The organism is Streptomyces sp. NPDC054840, from assembly GCF_053611065.1.
The window spans coordinates 1-16,745 of record NZ_JBSGZP010000082.1; the positions used below are offsets into that span (position 1 = coordinate 1).

Here is a 16,745-nt window from a genome sequence, read left to right on the forward strand (position 1 = left end):
GGGGTGCCGTGGTGGTGCGGTCAGCGCTCCAGGAAGGAGAACAGTTCTTCCCACCGGTCGGTGATCTCGGGGCTGGAGTACCGCTGCACCGAGCGGAAGGCGTTGTCCCCGAGCCGGTCGCGCAGCTCACGGTCGGACATCAGCACACGCAGGTGCCCGGCCAGCTCCATCGTGTTGCCCAGCCGGGCCAGCAGCCCGTCCTCGCCGTGCTCGACGATCTCCCGCACGCCCGGCGCGCAGTCGAAGGCGGCCGCCGGCACGCCCGCCGCCATCGCCTCCAGCAGGGTGATCGGGAAGCCCTCGGCCCGTGAGGCCTGGGCGAACACCGAGGCCCCGCGCAGCGCGCCCAGCACGTCGTCGGTGCTGCCCATCCACTCCACGGAGTCGTCCAGGCCCAGCGAGGTGCAGTACGCCTTCAGCGTCGCCTCCTCCACGCCCGCCCCGTAGATCCGCAGGGTCCAGTCGGGGTGGTGCGGCGCGACGTCCGCCCAGGTGTCGAGCAGCAGGTCGACGCCCTTCTCGAAGGCGAGGCGGCCGACGCACGCCACGACCTTCTCCGTGCGGGGTGCGGGGGAGTCGGGCATGAAGGGCAGCGGGTTCGGCATGCTCCCCACGTTCTCCATGCCCGCCCGGATCCACAGGTCCGCGTCCTCGGCGGTCAGCACCAGCAGCCGGTCGACCTGCGGGTAGAAGCGGCGGACCCGCTCCCCGCGGGTGGACTTCTGGCTGGCCTCGAACGACTCGTGACTCATCCCGATGACGGTGAGCCCCTTGGTGTCGGCGAGCGCCACCCACTCCATCGCCCAGACCTGGGTGACGATGACGACACCGCCCGGACGGGCCGCCCGCAGCAGCTCGCTCAGCTGCTCGGCCTTGAGCCGCATCTGCGCCCGCCGGGCCGCCTGGCGGCGCCGCTCGGGCGCGTTCAGCCGGCCCTTGATCCCCCGCAGCCGGCGCGCCGACGGCGGGTGCGCGTCGTAGAGCGTGGTCGTCTCGTACGGCAGTCCCTGCGGCAGCTTCTGCCGGATCTCGTCGGCTACCGGGGCGATGCCCACGATGTGCACCCGGTGGCCGCGATCGGTGAACTGCCGGGCCATCTGGTGCGACCAGGTGGTCACGCCGCCGATCTCGTCGACGTTGTTGGAGACGATGAAGATGTCACGGCCGCCCGGAGCGACGGTCTGCTGGTTCACTTGCCGCTCCTGGTGAAGAACTTCTCTACGATCTGGCGGGCCGCGTCCCCACGGTCGTACTCGCCGAACTCGGCGAGGAAACGCTGCCGTGCCTGGGCGTACTTGACGTCCGCCTCCTCGAAGGCGGCGAGCGCCTGCAGGAGCTCGTCCGCCGTGGCCACCACCGGGCCCGGCGCCTTCTCCTTCAGGTCGAAGTACGTGCCGCGGATGTCCGTCGCGTACCTCTCGTAGTCGTAGGCGAAGAACAGCATCGGCCGGTCCAGGACCGCGTAGTCGAACATCACGGACGAGTAGTCGGTGATCAGACCGTCGGCGAGGGCCAGCAGCGGGGTGATGTCGTGATGCCGGGAGACGTCGATGACGCGGCCCGCGACGGACGGCGGCAGCGAGACGCTGTTGAGGTAATGGGTCCGCACCAGCAGCGTGAAGCGGTCGCCGAGCCGGTCCGCGAACTCCTCCACGTCGAAGGGGAAGGCGAAGCCCTCCACCGCGCCGTCCGCGCCCGCCCGGAAGGTCGGCGCGTACAGCAGCACCTTCTTGTCCGGGTCGATGCCGAGCTCGCCGGCGAGGGGCCCGCGTACCCGCTCACCGCTGTGGGACTCGGTCCGGTGGGCCTCGACGAGGGCGTCGTTGCGCGGGTAGCCCGTGCGCAGCAGCACCTCGTCCCGCAGCCGGAAGCCCTTGGCGAGGGTCCGGGTGTCGTGCTCGGAGCGGATCAGGAAGTGGTCGAACCGGTCGACGGCCGCCTGGAAGCGGGCCTGGCCGGCCCGGCCCTGCGCCTTGGTCCGGGGCTCGTGGAAGCCCATCCGCTTGAGCGCCGAGCCGTGCCAGGTCTGGATGTACGTGGTCCCCGGGCGCTTGGCCAGCGCCAGCGGGAAACCCTGGTTGTCGACCCAGTACTCGGCCTGGGCGAGGGCACGCAGGTACTGCCAGCCCCAGCGCCTGACCAGGGTGGCCTCCTTGGGGAAGCCGGTGGGCTTGGCGCCCGCGTACGACCAGATCGCCTCGAACGGCGCGCCCTGGCGGACCAGCTCCTCGTAGATCGCCTTCGGGCTGTCGCTGTACTGCTTGCCCATGTGGCTCTCGAAGACGACCGTGCCCTTCTTGATCGGCAGCTTCGAGAAGACCTCGTGGTAGATCTTCACCTTCTGCTCGCCGGAGCCCATGTTCCGGCGGGCCCGCAGTGCCTTGCGCAAGCCCCGCTTGACCACGCCGGCCGCCTTGCCCTGTATGGCGTTGTTGATCAGCGACTGGGTACGGACGGCGGCGGCGCCCTCGGCGCTCAGTACGTAGCTGAGGTTGCCCTTCTTGGTCATCTGCGGCCCGAAGCGGTCGGAGACCAGCCTGGTCAGCCGCGGGCGCACGCGCAGCCGGGTCGCCGACTCCAGGTCGACCCCGCCGATCGCGACACGGGTGATGATCCGTTCGCCGCCCGCGGTCAGCTTGAGGCGGACGTCCCAGACGGCGTCGATGATGCCGAGCGGACGGACGGTGCTCGCGACGTCGGCGGTGCCGGTCCACTCGATCGTGTCACCGGCGTGGCGGACGGTTTCCACCGGGAAGCTGAAGGAGCGCACGCCGATCTGCCGGCGGGCCCGGAATTCGAGCGTGGCCTTCAGCGCGGCGTCGGCCGGGATGCGGCCCAGCGGGTTCACGACGGAGCCGGACATGGTGACCGTGCCGCGGCCGTCGTCCTCGTAGGAGGTGAGCCGGTTGCCCAGGGTGAGGGAGGTGAGCGGCGTGGTGTGGAAGGCCTGCTCGGTGACGTCCAGTATCCGGCGGGCCTCGGCGCCGTCGGCGCCGTCGATGTGCTGCGCGCACCAGTAGACGCGGCCGTCGCGCTCGGCGAGCGGGGAGGTGAGCCGGCCCTTGTTGGTCATGGCGTCGGCGGCCGGGAGCAGGTTGTCCCAGTCCTCCTTGCCCAGCAGGTAGGCGCAGATCGCCTGGAGGTAGGTGACGTTCTCGTACGCGGCCGGGTCGATCCCCGCCAGGTAGCCGTTGGCGAGGCGGGCGAACTCCTGGCGGTACTCGTCGCTCAGCAGCGGCAGGTCGCGCAGGTGCAGCACCAGGTCGTGCTTGAGGAACTTGGCGTCCTTCGCGGACTTGATGTCCGTGTGGCCCTTCTCGGCCAGCAGGGCGTCGACGCGGCGGTGGATCTCCATCCGGTGCACGAAGTTCGCGATCTCGTGGCGCCGGTTGCTGATCGACAGGGCCGCGGCCTTCTCGACCACGTTCCAGAAGTAGACGTGGTTCGGGATCAGCGTGATGCGGCGGGCGGCCACGTAGGCCTGCGCGGAGAACAGCAGGTCCTCGTAGTGGATGCCGACCGGGAACTCCAGGCCCTGCTCCAGCAGGAACTCGCGCCGATAGCACTTGTTCGTGGAGAGGGTGTCGTAGACCAGCAGGTCCGGGTCCTCGGTGATTGATTCCAGGGTGCGCGTGCGCGAGTAGATCCAGGGGTACCACTCGGTGGTCTTGCCCCACCGGTTGTCGAGGTGCACGCGTACGCACATGCCCGAGACCAGGTCGGATCCGGTCCGCTCGGCGGCGTCCAGCATGTTCCGGCAGGCGTTCCGCTCCAGCACGTCGTCGCTGTCGAGGAACATCACGTACGTTCCGGTGGCCTGCTGGATGCCGTGGTTGCGCGGCGCACCGCAGCCGCCGCTGTTCTCCGGCAGCCGGAAGGCGCGCACTCTCCCCGGATGTGCGGATTCCAGTTCCTGGGCGACCGCGTACGAGCGGTCCTTGCTGCAGTCGTCGACGATCACGACTTCGACGCTGTGCAGGGTCTGGTCCAGAACCGACCGGACTGCTGTCGGCAGACGCTCTGCGTCGTTGTAGACGATGACGACCACGGAGACGTCGGGCACGTGCACCTCGATCCCTTCGTTTCGTTACGTTGATTTGATTCCGCTTATCTCGTCCACGCTACCGTGTGCCGCCCTCGACTCCGGCAGCCCGACTCTCGTCCGACCTCGCCGTGCATACTTCTAAGGAAGTGGTGAGAGGCGGGTCCGGCCGCCGACAATCACCCGTTCGGATCCAGCAGGAAGTGTTCATGACGAAGCTGTCCGTAGTTGTCCCTTGCTACAACGAAGAGGCCGTCATCGACAGCTTCGACGTGGAGATCCGCCGGGTTCTGGACGCCCTGCCCGTCGAGTACGAGGTCTGCTACGTCGACGACGGAAGCCGCGACGGCACCCTCGACAAGCTCCGGAAGATCGCCGCCGAACACGGCGACCGGACCCGCTACGTCTCCTTCAGCCGGAACTTCGGCAAGGAGGCCGGCATGCTCGCCGGCCTGCGCGAGGCCACGGGCGACGCCGTAGTGATCATGGACGCGGACCTCCAGCACCCGCCGGAACTCATCGCGACCATGCTGGAGCACTACCGGCAGGGACACGACCAGATCATCGCCCGCCGCACGCGTGAGGGCGACAAGAAGCTCCGCTCCGCCCTCAGCAGCCTCTATTACCGGGGTGTCAACCGCTGGGTCGACGTGGAGCTCACCGACGGCGTCGGCGACTTCCGCATGCTCTCGCGCCCGGCCGTGGACGCCCTGCTGTCGCTGCCGGAGTACAACCGCTTCTCCAAGGGCCTCTTCTCCTGGATCGGCTTCGACACCGTCCACTTCGACTACCGCAACGCGCAGCGCGAGGCCGGCGAGACGAAGTGGAAATTCGGTGCCCTGCTGAACTACGGCATGGACGGCCTGATCTCCTTCAACAACAGGCCGCTGCGGATCGGGATCTGGTTCGGCGTGTCGCTGGTCGCCCTGACCGGTCTGTACGCCTTGTGGATCACGATCATGGCTATCACCAACGGCGTCGAGTCCCCGGGGTACGTCACCCTTGTGGCCATCATCACGGGGCTGGGCGGCGTACAGTTGATCATGCTGGGTCTGATCGGCGAGTACATCGGCCGCATCTACTACGAAGCCAAGCGCAGGCCGCACTTCCTGGTGAAGGAATCGCACGGAGCACAGCCGCTCCCGCGGACCGATGACCGGCCGGCGGCCCCGGTCGCAGAGCCTACGATCGTGGAGCGCAGCGCCCGATGAGCCGCAAGGACCAGCTCGGCCAGGTGTTCAGATTCGCCCTCGTGGGCGGGGTCAACACCGGCACCTTCTTCGTCATCTACCTGCTCCTGCACCCGTGGATGCCGTACTTCGCCGCCTACTCGCTCGCCTTCGTACTGGCGATGGTCGGCTCGTTCTTCATGAACACCTACTTCACCTACCGGACCCGGCCGACCTGGAAGAAGTTCCTCCTCTTCCCGCTGACGAACATCACCAACTTCGTCATCCAGTCCGTCGGCCTCTACGCACTGGTGACCTGGGCCGGGCTGGACACCAGGATCGCCCCGCTGGTCGCCGCGGTCGTGGCCATCCCGTTCACCTTCCTGCTCTCCCGCAAGATCCTCGTCCCGGGTACCGCCCGGGCGGAGGAGGCCCCTCCCGTCGAGGCGGGGTCTGCGGCGGGGCCGTCGGCGGGGTCCTCGGCCGGGTCCTCGTCCAGGGGCTGAAACCCCCGAGCAGCCCCCGGTGCCCACCCCGTAGATTGAGACGGCAGGCATCTCGGCAACAGGCATTTCGGCAAGGGGCAAGGGGACAGACGTGTCAGCGGCTAGGCAAGGTGTCGTGGACGCCCGCAGGATCGTGGTCAAGATCGGCTCCTCCTCCCTGACCACCGCGGCCGGCGGACTCGACGCCGACCGGGTAGACGCGCTCGTCGACGTCCTCGCCAAGGCCCGCAGCGGAGGCGAGAAGGAGATCGTCCTCGTCTCCAGCGGAGCCATCGCCGCCGGGCTCTCCCCGCTCGGCCTGCGCCGCCGGCCCAAGGACCTGGCCCGGCAGCAGGCCGCCGCGAGCGTCGGACAGGGCCTGCTCGTCGCCCGCTACACCGCCTCCTTCGCCCGGTACGGCGTCCGCGTCGGGCAGGTGCTCCTCACCACCGACGACACCAGCCGCCGCGCCCACTACCGCAACGCCTACCGCACCCTCGACCAACTGCTCGCCATGGGCGCCCTCCCCGTCGTCAACGAGAACGACACCGTCGCCACGGACGAGATCCGCTTCGGCGACAACGACCGGCTGGCGGCCCTCGTGGCGCACCTCGTCCGCGCGGACCTCCTCGTCCTCCTGTCGGACGTGGACGGCCTCTACGACGGCGACCCGTCGCAGCCCGGCACCACGCGCATCGAAGAGGTCCGCGGGCCCGAGGACATCGCGCACGTCTCCATCGGCAGCGCGGGCAAGGCGGGCGTCGGCACCGGCGGCATGGTCACCAAGGTCGAGGCGGCCCGCATCGCGGCGGCCGCCGGGATCCCCGTGGTGCTCACCTCCGCGAGCCAGGCCGCCGACGCCCTCGCCGGACGGGGCACCGGCACGCTGTTCCACGCCACCGGGCGCCGGTCGGCGGACCGGCTGCTCTGGCTCCAGCACGCGTCGACCCCGCAGGGGCACCTGGTCCTGGACGACGGCGCCGTCCGGGCGGTCACCGAGCGCGGCAGTTCGCTGCTGCCCGCCGGGATCGCGGCTGTCGAGGGTGACTTCGTCGCCGGGGACCCGGTGGAACTGCGCTCCGCGGACGGCCGAGCCGTGGCCCGCGGGCTGGTCAACTTCGACGCCAAGGAGCTCCCGCAGCTCCTCGGCCGCTCCACTCGCGAGCTCGCGCGGGAACTCGGACCCGCGTACGAGCGGGAGGTCGTGCACCGGGACGATCTGGTCCTGCTGGAGGGCTGAGGTTCGCCAAAAGCGCAGCGCGGCGGCCAATGGACTGGTCAACTGTGAGGGGGCGGGCGGACCCGCGTGGCGGAGACAGGAGGCGGCTGGTGAGACGAGCGCTGACCAGCGTCGGCACAGGGGACGGTGACGGCGGCGGCGGTGGTGGGGAGGAGCAGGACCACGCGTCGCGGCTGTGGCACGTGACCCTGAGCGTCTCCGGCAAGTCGGCCCCGCTGTCCGAGGTCCGGCGCGGGCTGGAGCAACTGGCCCACGACCACCCCTTCCTGCTGACCAGCCGGTACGCCGACGACCACGCGGAGATCCGCTACTGGGAAGAGGCCCGGGACCTCCACGACGCGGCGGCCGTGGCCCTGCGCCTGTGGGGCGAACACCGCTCCTCGGCGCAGCTCCCGCCCTGGGAGATCGTCGGCCTGGAGGTCATCGACCGCGCCACCTACCACCAGCGCGTGGCGGAGGGCTACGGTCCACCCCCGGCCCACCCGGTGGGCGTCCACCCGTACTAGCCCTGACCATCCGGCCGGTCCGGGACCCATCCGGCCGGTCCGGGACCCATCCGGCCGGTCCGGGACTCATCCGGCCGGTCCGGGACCACCCAGCCGGTCCGGCGTTCGAGGAGCGAGGTCCGGGGCGGAGCCCCGGGACTTTCAGCCCGTCCGGCGCTTGAGGACCGGGGTCCGGGCGGAGCCCGGGGAAACGGCGAGGGGGCAGGGGGCGGGGCGGGGAGACGGCTCCGCGCAGCGGCCCCGTACCCACCCCGCCGACCTGGCCGGAGGCCGTCTCGCGGGGTGGAACCCCAGCGGCGGTGTACCGGCAGGGGACTACCCTGGGCGGCATGACCTCGCTCGATGCCGCCACCTCGCCCGTCCTCGCCACCGCGCAGCGGTCCCGTACCGCCGCGGCCGCCATCGCCCCACTCCCGCGGTCCGCCAAGGACACCGCCCTGCTGGCGATCGCGGACGCGCTGGAGGCCCGTACGCCCGAGATCATCGCCGCCAACGCCGTGGACACGGACACGGCCCGCGCCGCCGGCACCAGCGAGACCGTCATCGACCGCCTCACCCTGACCCCGGAGCGGGTCGCCGCCATCGCCTCCGACGTCCGTGACGTCGCCGCCCTCCCCGACCCCGTCGGCGAGGTCGTCCGCGGCAACACCCTCCCCAACGGCATCGACCTCCGCCAGATCCGCGTCCCGCTCGGCGTCGTCGGCATCATCTACGAGGCCCGCCCCAACGTCACGGTCGACGCAGCCGCCCTCTGCCTCAAGTCCGGCAACGCGGTCCTCCTGCGCGGCAGTTCCTCCGCCTACTCCTCCAACACCGCGCTCGTCGCCATCCTGCGGGACGCCGTCGAGAGCGCCGGCCTGCCCGCCGACGCGATCCAGCTCGTCCCCGGCGAGTCCCGCGACTCCGTCCGCGAGCTGATGCGCGCCCGCGGCCTCGTCGATGTGCTCATCCCGCGCGGCGGCGCCTCCCTCATCAAGACCGTGGTCGAGCAGTCCACCGTCCCGGTCATCGAGACCGGTACCGGCAACTGCCACGTCTATGTCGACGCCCAGGCCGACCTGGACATGGCGGTGGACATCCTCATCAACTCCAAGGCCCAGCGGCCGTCGGTCTGCAATTCCGCCGAGACCCTCCTCGTCCACCGCGACATCGCCGACCCCTTCCTGCCTCGCGCCCTCGACGCGCTCGCCGACGCCGGCGTCACCGTCCACGGCGACGCACGGGTCCTCGCCGCGGCCAAGGGAAGCAAGGTCACCGCCCTGCCCGCCACGGACGAGGACTGGGCCGCCGAGTACCTGTCCTACGACATCGCCGCCGGGGTAGTGGACTCGCTCGACGACGCCGTCACCCACATCCGCCGCTGGACCTCCGGCCATACCGAGGCGATCGTCACCACCTCGCAGGCCGCCGCGCGCCGCTTCACCCAACTGGTCGACTCGACCACGGTCGCCGTGAATGCATCCACTCGGTTCACGGACGGTGGCCAGTTCGGCTTCGGCGCGGAGATCGGCATCTCCACCCAGAAGCTGCACGCCAGGGGCCCGATGGGCCTTCCCGAGCTGACGTCCACCAAGTACATCGTCACCGGTGACGGTCACGTTCGGTAGTGATGACCTGAGCGCGGTGTGGCCGGAATTCGGCGCACACCCTGCCCAAGGTGGCCCCCCAGGTCTAGGCTGGTCCCGTGCCGGACGACGTGGGGGGCAAGCCGTTCCCGGACGACGGGGAGCCCGACGACGACCGCGGAGGCGCGGATCACGACTTCGCCTCCGTGGTGTTCGACGAGGACTTCGTCCGGAACGCCGAGATCCATGAACCGAGCGCCGCCGAGCGCCAGCGAGCGGCGGACCGAGCGCGCGCGGAGGCCGAAGCCGCCCGTGCCGTGGCCGGCGGCTGGACGGGCGACGACGACCACGACAGCTACGGATACGGCCATCCCGACGGGTACGACGACGACCACGGCCGGGACCACGACCGCGGCTACGGATTCGCGGACGGCCCGTACGGGGCGTACGGCGGCAGTCTGCGGCCCTATCGCGGCCGCGCCCCGTGGCTGCGTCCGGTCGCCTGGGTACTCGCCTTCGTGATGGGCCTCGGCATGGTCGCGCTCGCCTTCAGCGCCGTCTACCGCAGTGCCTCGGGCGAGGCGGACCCCGCTCCGGCGCCCGCCAGCACCCCCAGGGGTGAAGTCACCGGTGTCGGCGCGTTTACGTACCCCTCCGTTCGCCAACCCTGAAGATACGACCCCACTCCCTTACGTTGGAGCTGGGGGCTTCTCTGAAGCGGGGACAGCGGGGAGAAGCAATGGCCGTGCCAGGAGATCCACCCAACAGCACCCCCGAGGGCATGGGCGGGGGAGATGACGACTTCCGGTCGGACGAGTACCGGTCGGTGGTGTTCGACGAGGACTTCGTCCGGGCTGCCCGGCTCCAGGAGTACTCCGCGCAGGAACGCATGGGCGAACACGCCCGTGCCGTACGCAGCCGATCCATCTGGTCCGGCGGCGGCTCCGCGGCCCGGACCAGCACCCCCGGCCGGGGCGCACGGCAGGGCATGCTGCTCGTGCTGCTCATCGCCACGGCCTTCGCCACCGCCGTCTACCTGGGGCTGCGCAATCCCTACCTGCCCCCGGCCGGGGGACCCGCCCCGGCGCTCACCAGCACTGTGGTGCCGCTCGCACCGACCACCGTGGTGCCCGGCGGGCGCCCCGCCGAGCTGTACGCGAAGAGCCCCGCCGCCGACTACCGCGTCGGAGCGGCCGGCATCACCCTGCCCGCCGTGCGCCGCACACACCACTTCACCGACGCCCAGGTCGTCGCCGCGCTGTCGATCGCCAAGGACTACCTGGTGCAGTCCTCGCTGGACCCCGACATCCTCGCCGGAGCGGCCGCCCGCCCGGTGCGCGTCCTGCTCGACCCCGACCAGCTGGCGCAGTTCGACCGCAGCATGACCTCGCCCTCCGGCGACGGCCGCCATGCGGCCACCGGCTGGCTGGTCCGCTTCGACCAGGCCACCGCCGTCGTGGCCGACTCCCGGGTCCGGGTGAGCGGCACGCTCGCCTTCGAAGAGGTGGCGCCGGACAGGCTGGAGGTCACCTCCGACCACACCTTCGTCTACGCCGTACGGCCCGCCGGCGGATCCCCGGCGGCGGCCGACGGCGCCTCGCTGTTCACCGTACGGCGCGAACTGCGGCTGCGCTTCGACCGGGACGACCTGACGGCCCGGCGGCTGGAGCTGGCTTCGGCCTACGTGATGGCCGGGCCGCAGGACTGCTCCGCCGACCCGGCCGGAGCCTTCCGCCCGCTCCTGGCCGGAGTCGGCCCGACCACGGTGGGCCCCGCCGCGAGCGACCCGTACGCCAGCGGGCGACCGCGGCGCACGGCCGGGCTGTGCGGCGTCCTGGCACCGCCCGCGACACCGCCCGCGACCGAGCCCGCGCCGCCGTCCCCGCCCCCGCAGGCCGCTCCCGTCAGCTCTGCTCCGTAGCTCCGCTCTTGTCCTGCGGCGCGCTGCGGGCTCCTGTTCCGGCTCCCGCGCCGGCGGCTCCCGTGAACTTGTCGCGGAGCTTGCCGCCCAGGTCGCCCGCGCCGCCCGCGATGTCGCCCACCAGCTTCATCAGCGGGTCCTTGCTGGTGCGCACCGAGTCGGCGTAGTGCGCGGCGGACTGCCGGAAGGAGTCCGTCACCGAGGTGTCCTTGTCCTCGTCCCGCCGCGGGTAGTGGCCGTCCATGATCCGCTGGTGGTCGCGGCTCTCCGCCCACTTCTTCAGCTCGGCCGCCCGCACCGTGGTGAAGGGGTGCGTCCGGGGCAGCAGATTCAGGATCTTCAGCACGGAGTCGCGCAGATCGCCGCTCGACTCGTACTCCTCGGCCTGGGCCAGGAAGGCGTCCACGTTCATCTCGTGGAGGTGGTTGCCGCCCGCGATCTTCATCAGCCCCCGCATCGAGGCGTGGACGTCCTGCCCCACCAGCAGACCGGCCCGGTCGGCCGAGAGCTCCGACTTGCGGAACCACTCCCGCAGCGCCGTCACGATGGTCATGATCGCCACATTGCCCAGCGGGATCCATGCGATCTTCATCGCCAGGCTGGTCAGGAACAGCAGGACCGTGCGGTAGACCGCGTGCCCCGACAGCGCGTGGCCCACCTCGTGGCCCACCACCGCCCGCATCTCCTCCTCGTCGAGCAGCTCGACGAGGCCTGTGGTCACCACGATGATCGGCTCGTCCAGTCCGATGCACATGGCGTTGGGGTTCGGGTCCTGCTGCACGTACATCTGCGGAACCTTCTCCAGGTCCAGGATGTAGCAGGCGTCGCGCAGCATCGCGTACAGGTGCGGGAACTGCGTCTCGCCCACGCGGACCGACTCCGACAGGAACAGCAGCCGCAGGCTCCGCTCCGGAAGCAGCCCGCTCAGTACCTTGAACACCGTGTCGAAGCCGCTCAGCCTGCGCAGTGCCACCAGCGCCGAGCGGTCCGCCGGATGCTCGTACGCCCGCGACGAAATACCGGGGAACCGCCTGCGGTCCCGCGCTGGTGCCTTCTCGAACCCTGTTTCCGTCATTGCGCCCTCCCCTGGATGGACCTGCTCGACCCTGCGTCTATCCTCTCCAACGCCTGAGTCGGCGTGAGCGTGCCCCAGGCCCCCGCATACGATGTGAGCGAAGTCTCTGCTCGCTCCCGACTCGATAGGTATCTGCCTGATGAGCCTCTCCACCACCGCCCACAACCTGGTCGTCCTCGCCTCGGAGGGGGCGGAGCAGCACGGCGGCAACCACGACAGCCTGAACCCGTACCTGACCGGCGGCGGTGCCTTCGTCATCCTGATGCTGATGCTCTGGGTCACCACGCGCCTGAACCGGGACCGCTGAGCCCGCCGAACCCGCCGGGAACGCCGCGTCCGCCGGGCCAGTAGGCTCTGCGCTCATGGGAGAGCAGGAGTTGCCTACCGGTCCGGTCAAGCGCCGGCTCGGCGTGATGGGCGGGACGTTCGACCCGATCCATCACGGACACCTGGTGGCCGCCAGCGAGGTGGCCGCCCTTTTCCACCTCGACGAGGTGATGTTCGTGCCGACGGGCGAGCCGTGGCAGAAGTCGCAGCGTGCCGTGTCGCCGGCCGAGGACCGTTACCTGATGACGGTCATCGCCACCGCCTCGAACCCCCAGTTCTCGGTGAGCCGCATCGACATCGACCGCGGCGGGCCGACATACACCATCGATACCCTGCGGGACCTGAAGGCGCAGAACGACGACGCCGATCTGTTCTTCATCACCGGTGCCGACGCGCTCGCACAGATCCTGACCTGGCGAAACGCCGCAGAGCTCTTCTCGCTCGCCCACTTCATCGGAGTCACCCGGCCGGGCCACCTGCTCACCGACGACGGGCTCCCGAAGGGCGGCGTCTCCCTGGTGGAGGTGCCCGCGCTCGCGATCTCGTCCACAGACTGCCGTGCGAGAGTGGCCCAGGGGGATCCTGTCTGGTACCTGGTACCGGACGGCGTCGTGCGCTACATCGACAAGCGTGAGCTGTACCGGGGAGCCTGAGCTTCCGGAGAGAGGGGCCCCGCGGTGAACGACCGACAGGATCCGTACGACCCGTATGCCGCCCAGGAGCAGCTCGTCGGCTACGACGCGTACGGGCGGCCGGTGTACGGCCAGGTGCCCGCGCAGCCCGCCCAGCCCGCTCCGGCCGCCCCGCAGCAGTACGGGCAGCAGTACGAGCAGCAGCAGTACGGCTACGACCACCAGGGCTACGGCCGGCCGCAGCAGCCGCAACAGCAGTACTACCCGCAGCAGCCGGCCGCCCAGGAGTACGGGCAGCAGCAGGACTACCACCAGGCTCCCGCCTACGGGTACGACACGCAGCAGACCCAGCAGTGGATCCCGCAGCAGACCGCCCCGGAGCCCCCGGCCCCTGCCGAGCGCCCGGCCGCCCAGGTCCCCGAGCCGCGCCGACCGGACCGCGAAGGCGGCGGCGCGCGCGGCGGCGAGCACGACCACGAGCCCGGGGCGGACCGGGACTACCGCACCGAGATGTTCGCCTTCATCGACCAGCCGGACGAGGACTCCGAGGACGTCATCGACTGGCTCAAATTCACCGAGAGCCGCACCGAACGCCGCGAGGAGGCCCGCCGCCGCGGCCGCAACCGGGTGGTGGCACTGATCGTCGTCCTCGCCCTGTTCGCCGTCGGCGGCCTCGGCTACCTCTGGTACGCGGGCAAACTGCCCTTCCTCGACGGCCCCGGCGAGAAGAAGACCGGCGCGACCGCCGACGCCGGCGCGCAGAAGCGGGACATGATCGTCGTCCACCTGCACAACACCAAGAAGGGCGGCACCTCCACGGCGCTGCTCGTCGACAACGTCACCACCAAGCAGGGCGCCACCGTCCTGCTGCCGAACACCCTGGCCATCACCGGCCAGGACGGCACGGCGACGGGGCTCGGCAAGTCGGTCGAGGAGGGCGGTCTCGGCACCCGCGAGGCCCTCGACTCCGTGCTCGGCACCCACATCGGCGGCACCTGGCGCCTGGACACCCCCTTCCTGGAGAACCTGGTCGAGCTGGTCGGCGGCATCGAGGTCGACACCGACACCGCGGTCCCGGCCGACGACGCGGCCAAGACCCCGGCCGTGGCCCAAGGCCAGAAGCAGAGCCTGAGCGGCCCGATGGCCGTGGCCTACGCCACGTTCCGGGGCCAGGGCGAACCGGAGGCCAAGCAGCTGGAGCGTGTGGGCAAGGTGCTCAAGGCGGTGCTGCGCAAGGTTCCGAGCGACCCGAAGGCGGCGGCCGTGACCGTCGAGAGCATCGGCCAGATCCTCGATCCGGCCCTGAACGCGCAGACCCTCGGGGCCATGCTGTCGCGGCTCGGCGCGCACGCCAAGGTGGGCGCGTACCGCACCGACGTCCTCGCGGTGAAGGCGGACGGCGCCCTCACGGACGACGCGAACAAGACGGTCGTCAAGGAGGTACTGGGCGGCTCCGCCGCGGCGGCGCAGCCCGGAGCGGCCCCGCGCGTCGGCCTCAAGGACGCCACCGGCGACGAGAAGACGCAGGTCGCGGCCAAGGCGGCGCTGGTGAACGGCGGCTACACCTTCGTCGACGGCGGCAAAGCCGACAAGACCGCGTCCACCTCGCAGATCACCTACCAGGACGACGCGCAGCGCGACCGCGCGATCGAGGTCTCCAAGACGCTGGGGCTGCCCGAGACGGCCGTGAAGAAGGGCGAAAACACGGTGAACGCGGAGATCGTGGTGACCCTGGGCAAGGACTACAAGGCGTCCTGACCAGGCACCGGAGCGGTCCGGAGGGAGGCTTTCGCCCGCGCGCGACGCTGCGCGCGGGCGGTGTCGGCGGTACATGAGACCCTTGTAAGGATCTGCCCGCCAACCCGAAAGCATGGCCAGTGACCGCCACGGACCGCTCCATCGAGCTCATCACCGCCGCCGCCCAGGCCGCGGCCGACCGGCTCGCGCACGACATCATCGCGTACGACGTCAGCGACGTGCTGTCGATCACCGACGCCTTCCTGCTCGCCTCGGCGCCCAACGACCGCCAGGTCAAGTCGATCGTCGACGAGATCGAGGAGCGCCTGCTCAAGGAGCTCGGCGCCAAGCCGGTGCGCCGCGAGGGCGACCGCGACGCCCGCTGGATCCTGCTCGACTACGTCGACATCGTCGTCCACGTCCAGCACAGCGAGGAGCGCGTCTTCTACGCGCTGGAGCGCCTGTGGAAGGACTGCCCCGAGATCGAGCTCCCCGAGGACGCCAAGCTCACCATCGGCAAGGCCGAGGAGCACGCCAAACTGCGTGAGGCGGCGGGCGACGACGAACTGGACGGTGATCTGTTCTGAGCGCGACCACCTCGGGCAAGTCCGGCAGGAAGATCGTCCTCTGGCGGCACGGCCAGACCTCGTGGAACCTGGAGCGACGCTTCCAGGGCTCCACGGACATCGAGCTGACCGAGGCGGGTGTGGCGCAGGCGCGCCGCTCCGCGCGGTTGCTCGCCTCGCTGAAGCCGGATGCCATCGTGGCCTCCGACCTGCGGCGTGCCTCCGCCACGGCCGCCGAGCTGGCGGCCCTCACGGGTCTGACGGTGGCGCACGACGTGGCGCTGCGCGAGACGTACGCCGGCGAGTGGCAGGGCCTCACGCACGACGAGATCCTCGAAAAGTACGGCGAGCAGTACTCGGCGTGGAAGCGCGGCGAACCGGTCCGCCGCGGCGGCGGTGAGCTGGAGACCGAGGTCGCCGACCGCGCGGCGCCGGTGGTGCTGGAACACGCCGACCGGCTGCCGCGGTCCGGCACCCTCGTCGTGGTCAGCCACGGCGGCACCATTCGTACGACGATCGGGCGCCTGCTGGGCCTGGACTCGCATAACTGGGAGGGCCTCGGCGGGCTCTCCAACTGCTGCTGGTCCGTCCTCGGCGAGGGCGCGCGCGGCTGGCGTCTGCTGGAGCACAACGCCGGCACGCTGCCGGAACCGGTGCTCGGCGACGACGACTGAGCGGTCTTCTGCCGCTCCCCGGCGGGGCCGCCAGCCGGATTTCACTTTCCGGCTGGTCACAGGCTAGAGTTCTTCTTGTTCGCAGCGCGGAACACCGGAGACGGGGGAGCGCGGCGGAGAGCGGGGCTATAGCTCAGTTGGTAGAGCGCCTGCATGGCATGCAGGAGGTCAGGAGTTCAATTCTCCTTAGCTCCACAATCAGGATCCCGTCCCCAATAGGGGGCGGGATCCTTGCTTTTGTACCCTTTGCGTTTGCTGACCTGGCCCGCACCGGCATGGCAGAATCGTGACCGCCGGAGGGGGAGACGACGGCCCGACGCGGGAGGGAGTCGCTTACGGATGGGTGCACACCGGCGCCGGTGCGACTGGTGCAACAACGGCACGCCGATCGTGCGGGACATGGACCCGGTCAACCCCGACTACCAGTACTGGTGCGAGGAATGCGCTCGGGCGCTGATCATAAAAGGCGACCCGATCGAGACGTACCGTGAGCTGGAAGGGGAGCCGATCTATGGGCGGCTGCTCGACGAGCACTGCACACTCAAGCGGTTCTATCAGTTCGCCCGAGCGTGACAAGTTGGCTCAAATCGGACATGGTCTCTGGTCGGTGGAAACCGATTTTTGGACCAGGGCCATGACCGTGTAATGTTTGGGACGTCGCCAAGGGGGACCGGCAAGGGAAACCGAAGCGGCAAGCACAACAAGGGGCTATAGCTCAGTTGGTAGAGCGCCTGCATGGCATGCAGGAGGTCAGGAGTTCAATTCTCCTTAGCTCCACAGTGAAAAAGCGGGCCACCCGGATCGGG

Annotated in this window: 16 protein-coding genes and 2 tRNA genes; 15 read left to right on the plus strand and 3 right to left on the minus strand. The window is 70.3% G+C overall.

The features are described from left to right. Nucleotides 1-20: 20 nt before the first annotated feature. Nucleotides 21-1,193, minus strand: coding sequence for a glycosyltransferase (locus tag ACWGIU_RS08920; protein WP_453703800.1), 1,173 nt, complete (start codon nucleotides 1,191-1,193; stop codon nucleotides 21-23). After that, a complete protein-coding gene (locus tag ACWGIU_RS08925; RefSeq protein ID WP_453703802.1) occupies nucleotides 1,190-4,069 on the minus strand; it encodes a bifunctional glycosyltransferase/CDP-glycerol:glycerophosphate glycerophosphotransferase in 2,880 nt (959 codons plus the stop codon). The genes ACWGIU_RS08920 and ACWGIU_RS08925 overlap by 4 nt, the downstream gene beginning before the upstream one ends. Nucleotides 4,070-4,251: 182 nt before the next feature. Here ACWGIU_RS08925 and ACWGIU_RS08930 point away from each other — a divergent pair, with 182 nt between their 5' ends. The 7 genes from ACWGIU_RS08930 to ACWGIU_RS08960 all read left to right on the plus strand — a co-directional run bounded on the left by ACWGIU_RS08930 (nucleotide 4,252) and on the right by ACWGIU_RS08960 (nucleotide 10,928). Next, nucleotides 4,252-5,253, plus strand: a complete 1,002-nt coding sequence (locus ACWGIU_RS08930) for a glycosyltransferase family 2 protein (protein ID WP_453703804.1) — start codon at nucleotides 4,252-4,254, stop codon at nucleotides 5,251-5,253. Further along, nucleotides 5,250-5,717, plus strand: coding sequence for a GtrA family protein (locus ACWGIU_RS08935; RefSeq protein ID WP_453703806.1), 468 nt, complete (start codon nucleotides 5,250-5,252; stop codon nucleotides 5,715-5,717). Before ACWGIU_RS08930 ends, ACWGIU_RS08935 begins: the two co-directional genes overlap by 4 nt. A 91-nt stretch (nucleotides 5,718-5,808) precedes the next feature. Further along, a complete protein-coding gene (gene proB / locus ACWGIU_RS08940; protein WP_453703808.1) occupies nucleotides 5,809-6,936 on the plus strand; it encodes a glutamate 5-kinase in 1,128 nt (375 codons plus the stop codon). A 29-nt stretch (nucleotides 6,937-6,965) separates the two neighbouring features. Next, the gene (locus ACWGIU_RS08945) at nucleotides 6,966-7,442 is read left to right on the plus strand and encodes a hypothetical protein (RefSeq protein WP_453703810.1); all 477 of its coding nucleotides are present in this window, start codon (nucleotides 6,966-6,968) and stop codon (nucleotides 7,440-7,442) included. 329 nt (nucleotides 7,443-7,771) lie between these two features. After that, complete coding sequence (locus ACWGIU_RS08950) at nucleotides 7,772-9,049, plus strand: glutamate-5-semialdehyde dehydrogenase (protein ID WP_453703812.1); 1,278 nt, start codon at nucleotides 7,772-7,774, stop codon at nucleotides 9,047-9,049. 77 nt (nucleotides 9,050-9,126) lie between these two features. Beyond that, complete coding sequence (locus tag ACWGIU_RS08955) at nucleotides 9,127-9,678, plus strand: SCO2584 family spore wall biosynthesis protein (RefSeq protein WP_453703814.1); 552 nt, start codon at nucleotides 9,127-9,129, stop codon at nucleotides 9,676-9,678. 68 nt (nucleotides 9,679-9,746) lie between these two features. After that, nucleotides 9,747-10,928: an SCO2583 family membrane protein gene (locus tag ACWGIU_RS08960; protein WP_453703816.1), complete on the plus strand. Its 1,182-nt coding sequence runs from the start codon at nucleotides 9,747-9,749 to the stop codon at nucleotides 10,926-10,928. On the opposite strand, the gene ACWGIU_RS08965 is transcribed toward ACWGIU_RS08960, so the two are convergent. Further along, nucleotides 10,912-12,003: a M48 family metallopeptidase gene (locus ACWGIU_RS08965; protein ID WP_453703818.1), complete on the minus strand. Its 1,092-nt coding sequence runs from the start codon at nucleotides 12,001-12,003 to the stop codon at nucleotides 10,912-10,914. The genes ACWGIU_RS08960 and ACWGIU_RS08965 overlap by 17 nt on opposite strands. Nucleotides 12,004-12,142: 139 nt before the next feature. On the opposite strand from ACWGIU_RS08965, the gene ACWGIU_RS08970 reads away from it, so the two are divergent. From ACWGIU_RS08970 to ACWGIU_RS09005, 8 genes are all read left to right on the plus strand, one after another. Then, a complete protein-coding gene (locus ACWGIU_RS08970; protein ID WP_033224011.1) occupies nucleotides 12,143-12,310 on the plus strand; it encodes a hypothetical protein in 168 nt (55 codons plus the stop codon). Between the two features lie 55 nt (nucleotides 12,311-12,365). Beyond that, a complete protein-coding gene (gene nadD / locus ACWGIU_RS08975; protein ID WP_453703820.1) occupies nucleotides 12,366-12,983 on the plus strand; it encodes a nicotinate-nucleotide adenylyltransferase in 618 nt (205 codons plus the stop codon). Between the two features lie 24 nt (nucleotides 12,984-13,007). Continuing rightward, nucleotides 13,008-14,720, plus strand: a complete 1,713-nt coding sequence (locus tag ACWGIU_RS08980; protein ID WP_453703822.1) for an LCP family protein — start codon at nucleotides 13,008-13,010, stop codon at nucleotides 14,718-14,720. Nucleotides 14,721-14,839: 119 nt separating this feature from the next. Continuing rightward, nucleotides 14,840-15,286 (plus strand): ribosome silencing factor, encoded by a 447-nt coding sequence (gene rsfS, locus ACWGIU_RS08985; RefSeq protein WP_030008628.1) that lies wholly within the window; start codon nucleotides 14,840-14,842, stop codon nucleotides 15,284-15,286. After that, nucleotides 15,283-15,939: a histidine phosphatase family protein gene (locus ACWGIU_RS08990; RefSeq protein ID WP_453703824.1), complete on the plus strand. Its 657-nt coding sequence runs from the start codon at nucleotides 15,283-15,285 to the stop codon at nucleotides 15,937-15,939. Before rsfS ends, ACWGIU_RS08990 begins: the two co-directional genes overlap by 4 nt. A 122-nt stretch (nucleotides 15,940-16,061) precedes the next feature. Continuing rightward, a tRNA-Ala gene (locus ACWGIU_RS08995) sits at nucleotides 16,062-16,134 on the plus strand. Nucleotides 16,135-16,278: 144 nt separating this feature from the next. After that, nucleotides 16,279-16,512 (plus strand): hypothetical protein, encoded by a 234-nt coding sequence (locus ACWGIU_RS09000; protein WP_008738908.1) that lies wholly within the window; start codon nucleotides 16,279-16,281, stop codon nucleotides 16,510-16,512. A 131-nt stretch (nucleotides 16,513-16,643) separates the two neighbouring features. Continuing rightward, nucleotides 16,644-16,716, plus strand: a tRNA-Ala gene (locus ACWGIU_RS09005). The last annotated feature ends 29 nt before the right edge of the window (nucleotides 16,717-16,745 follow it).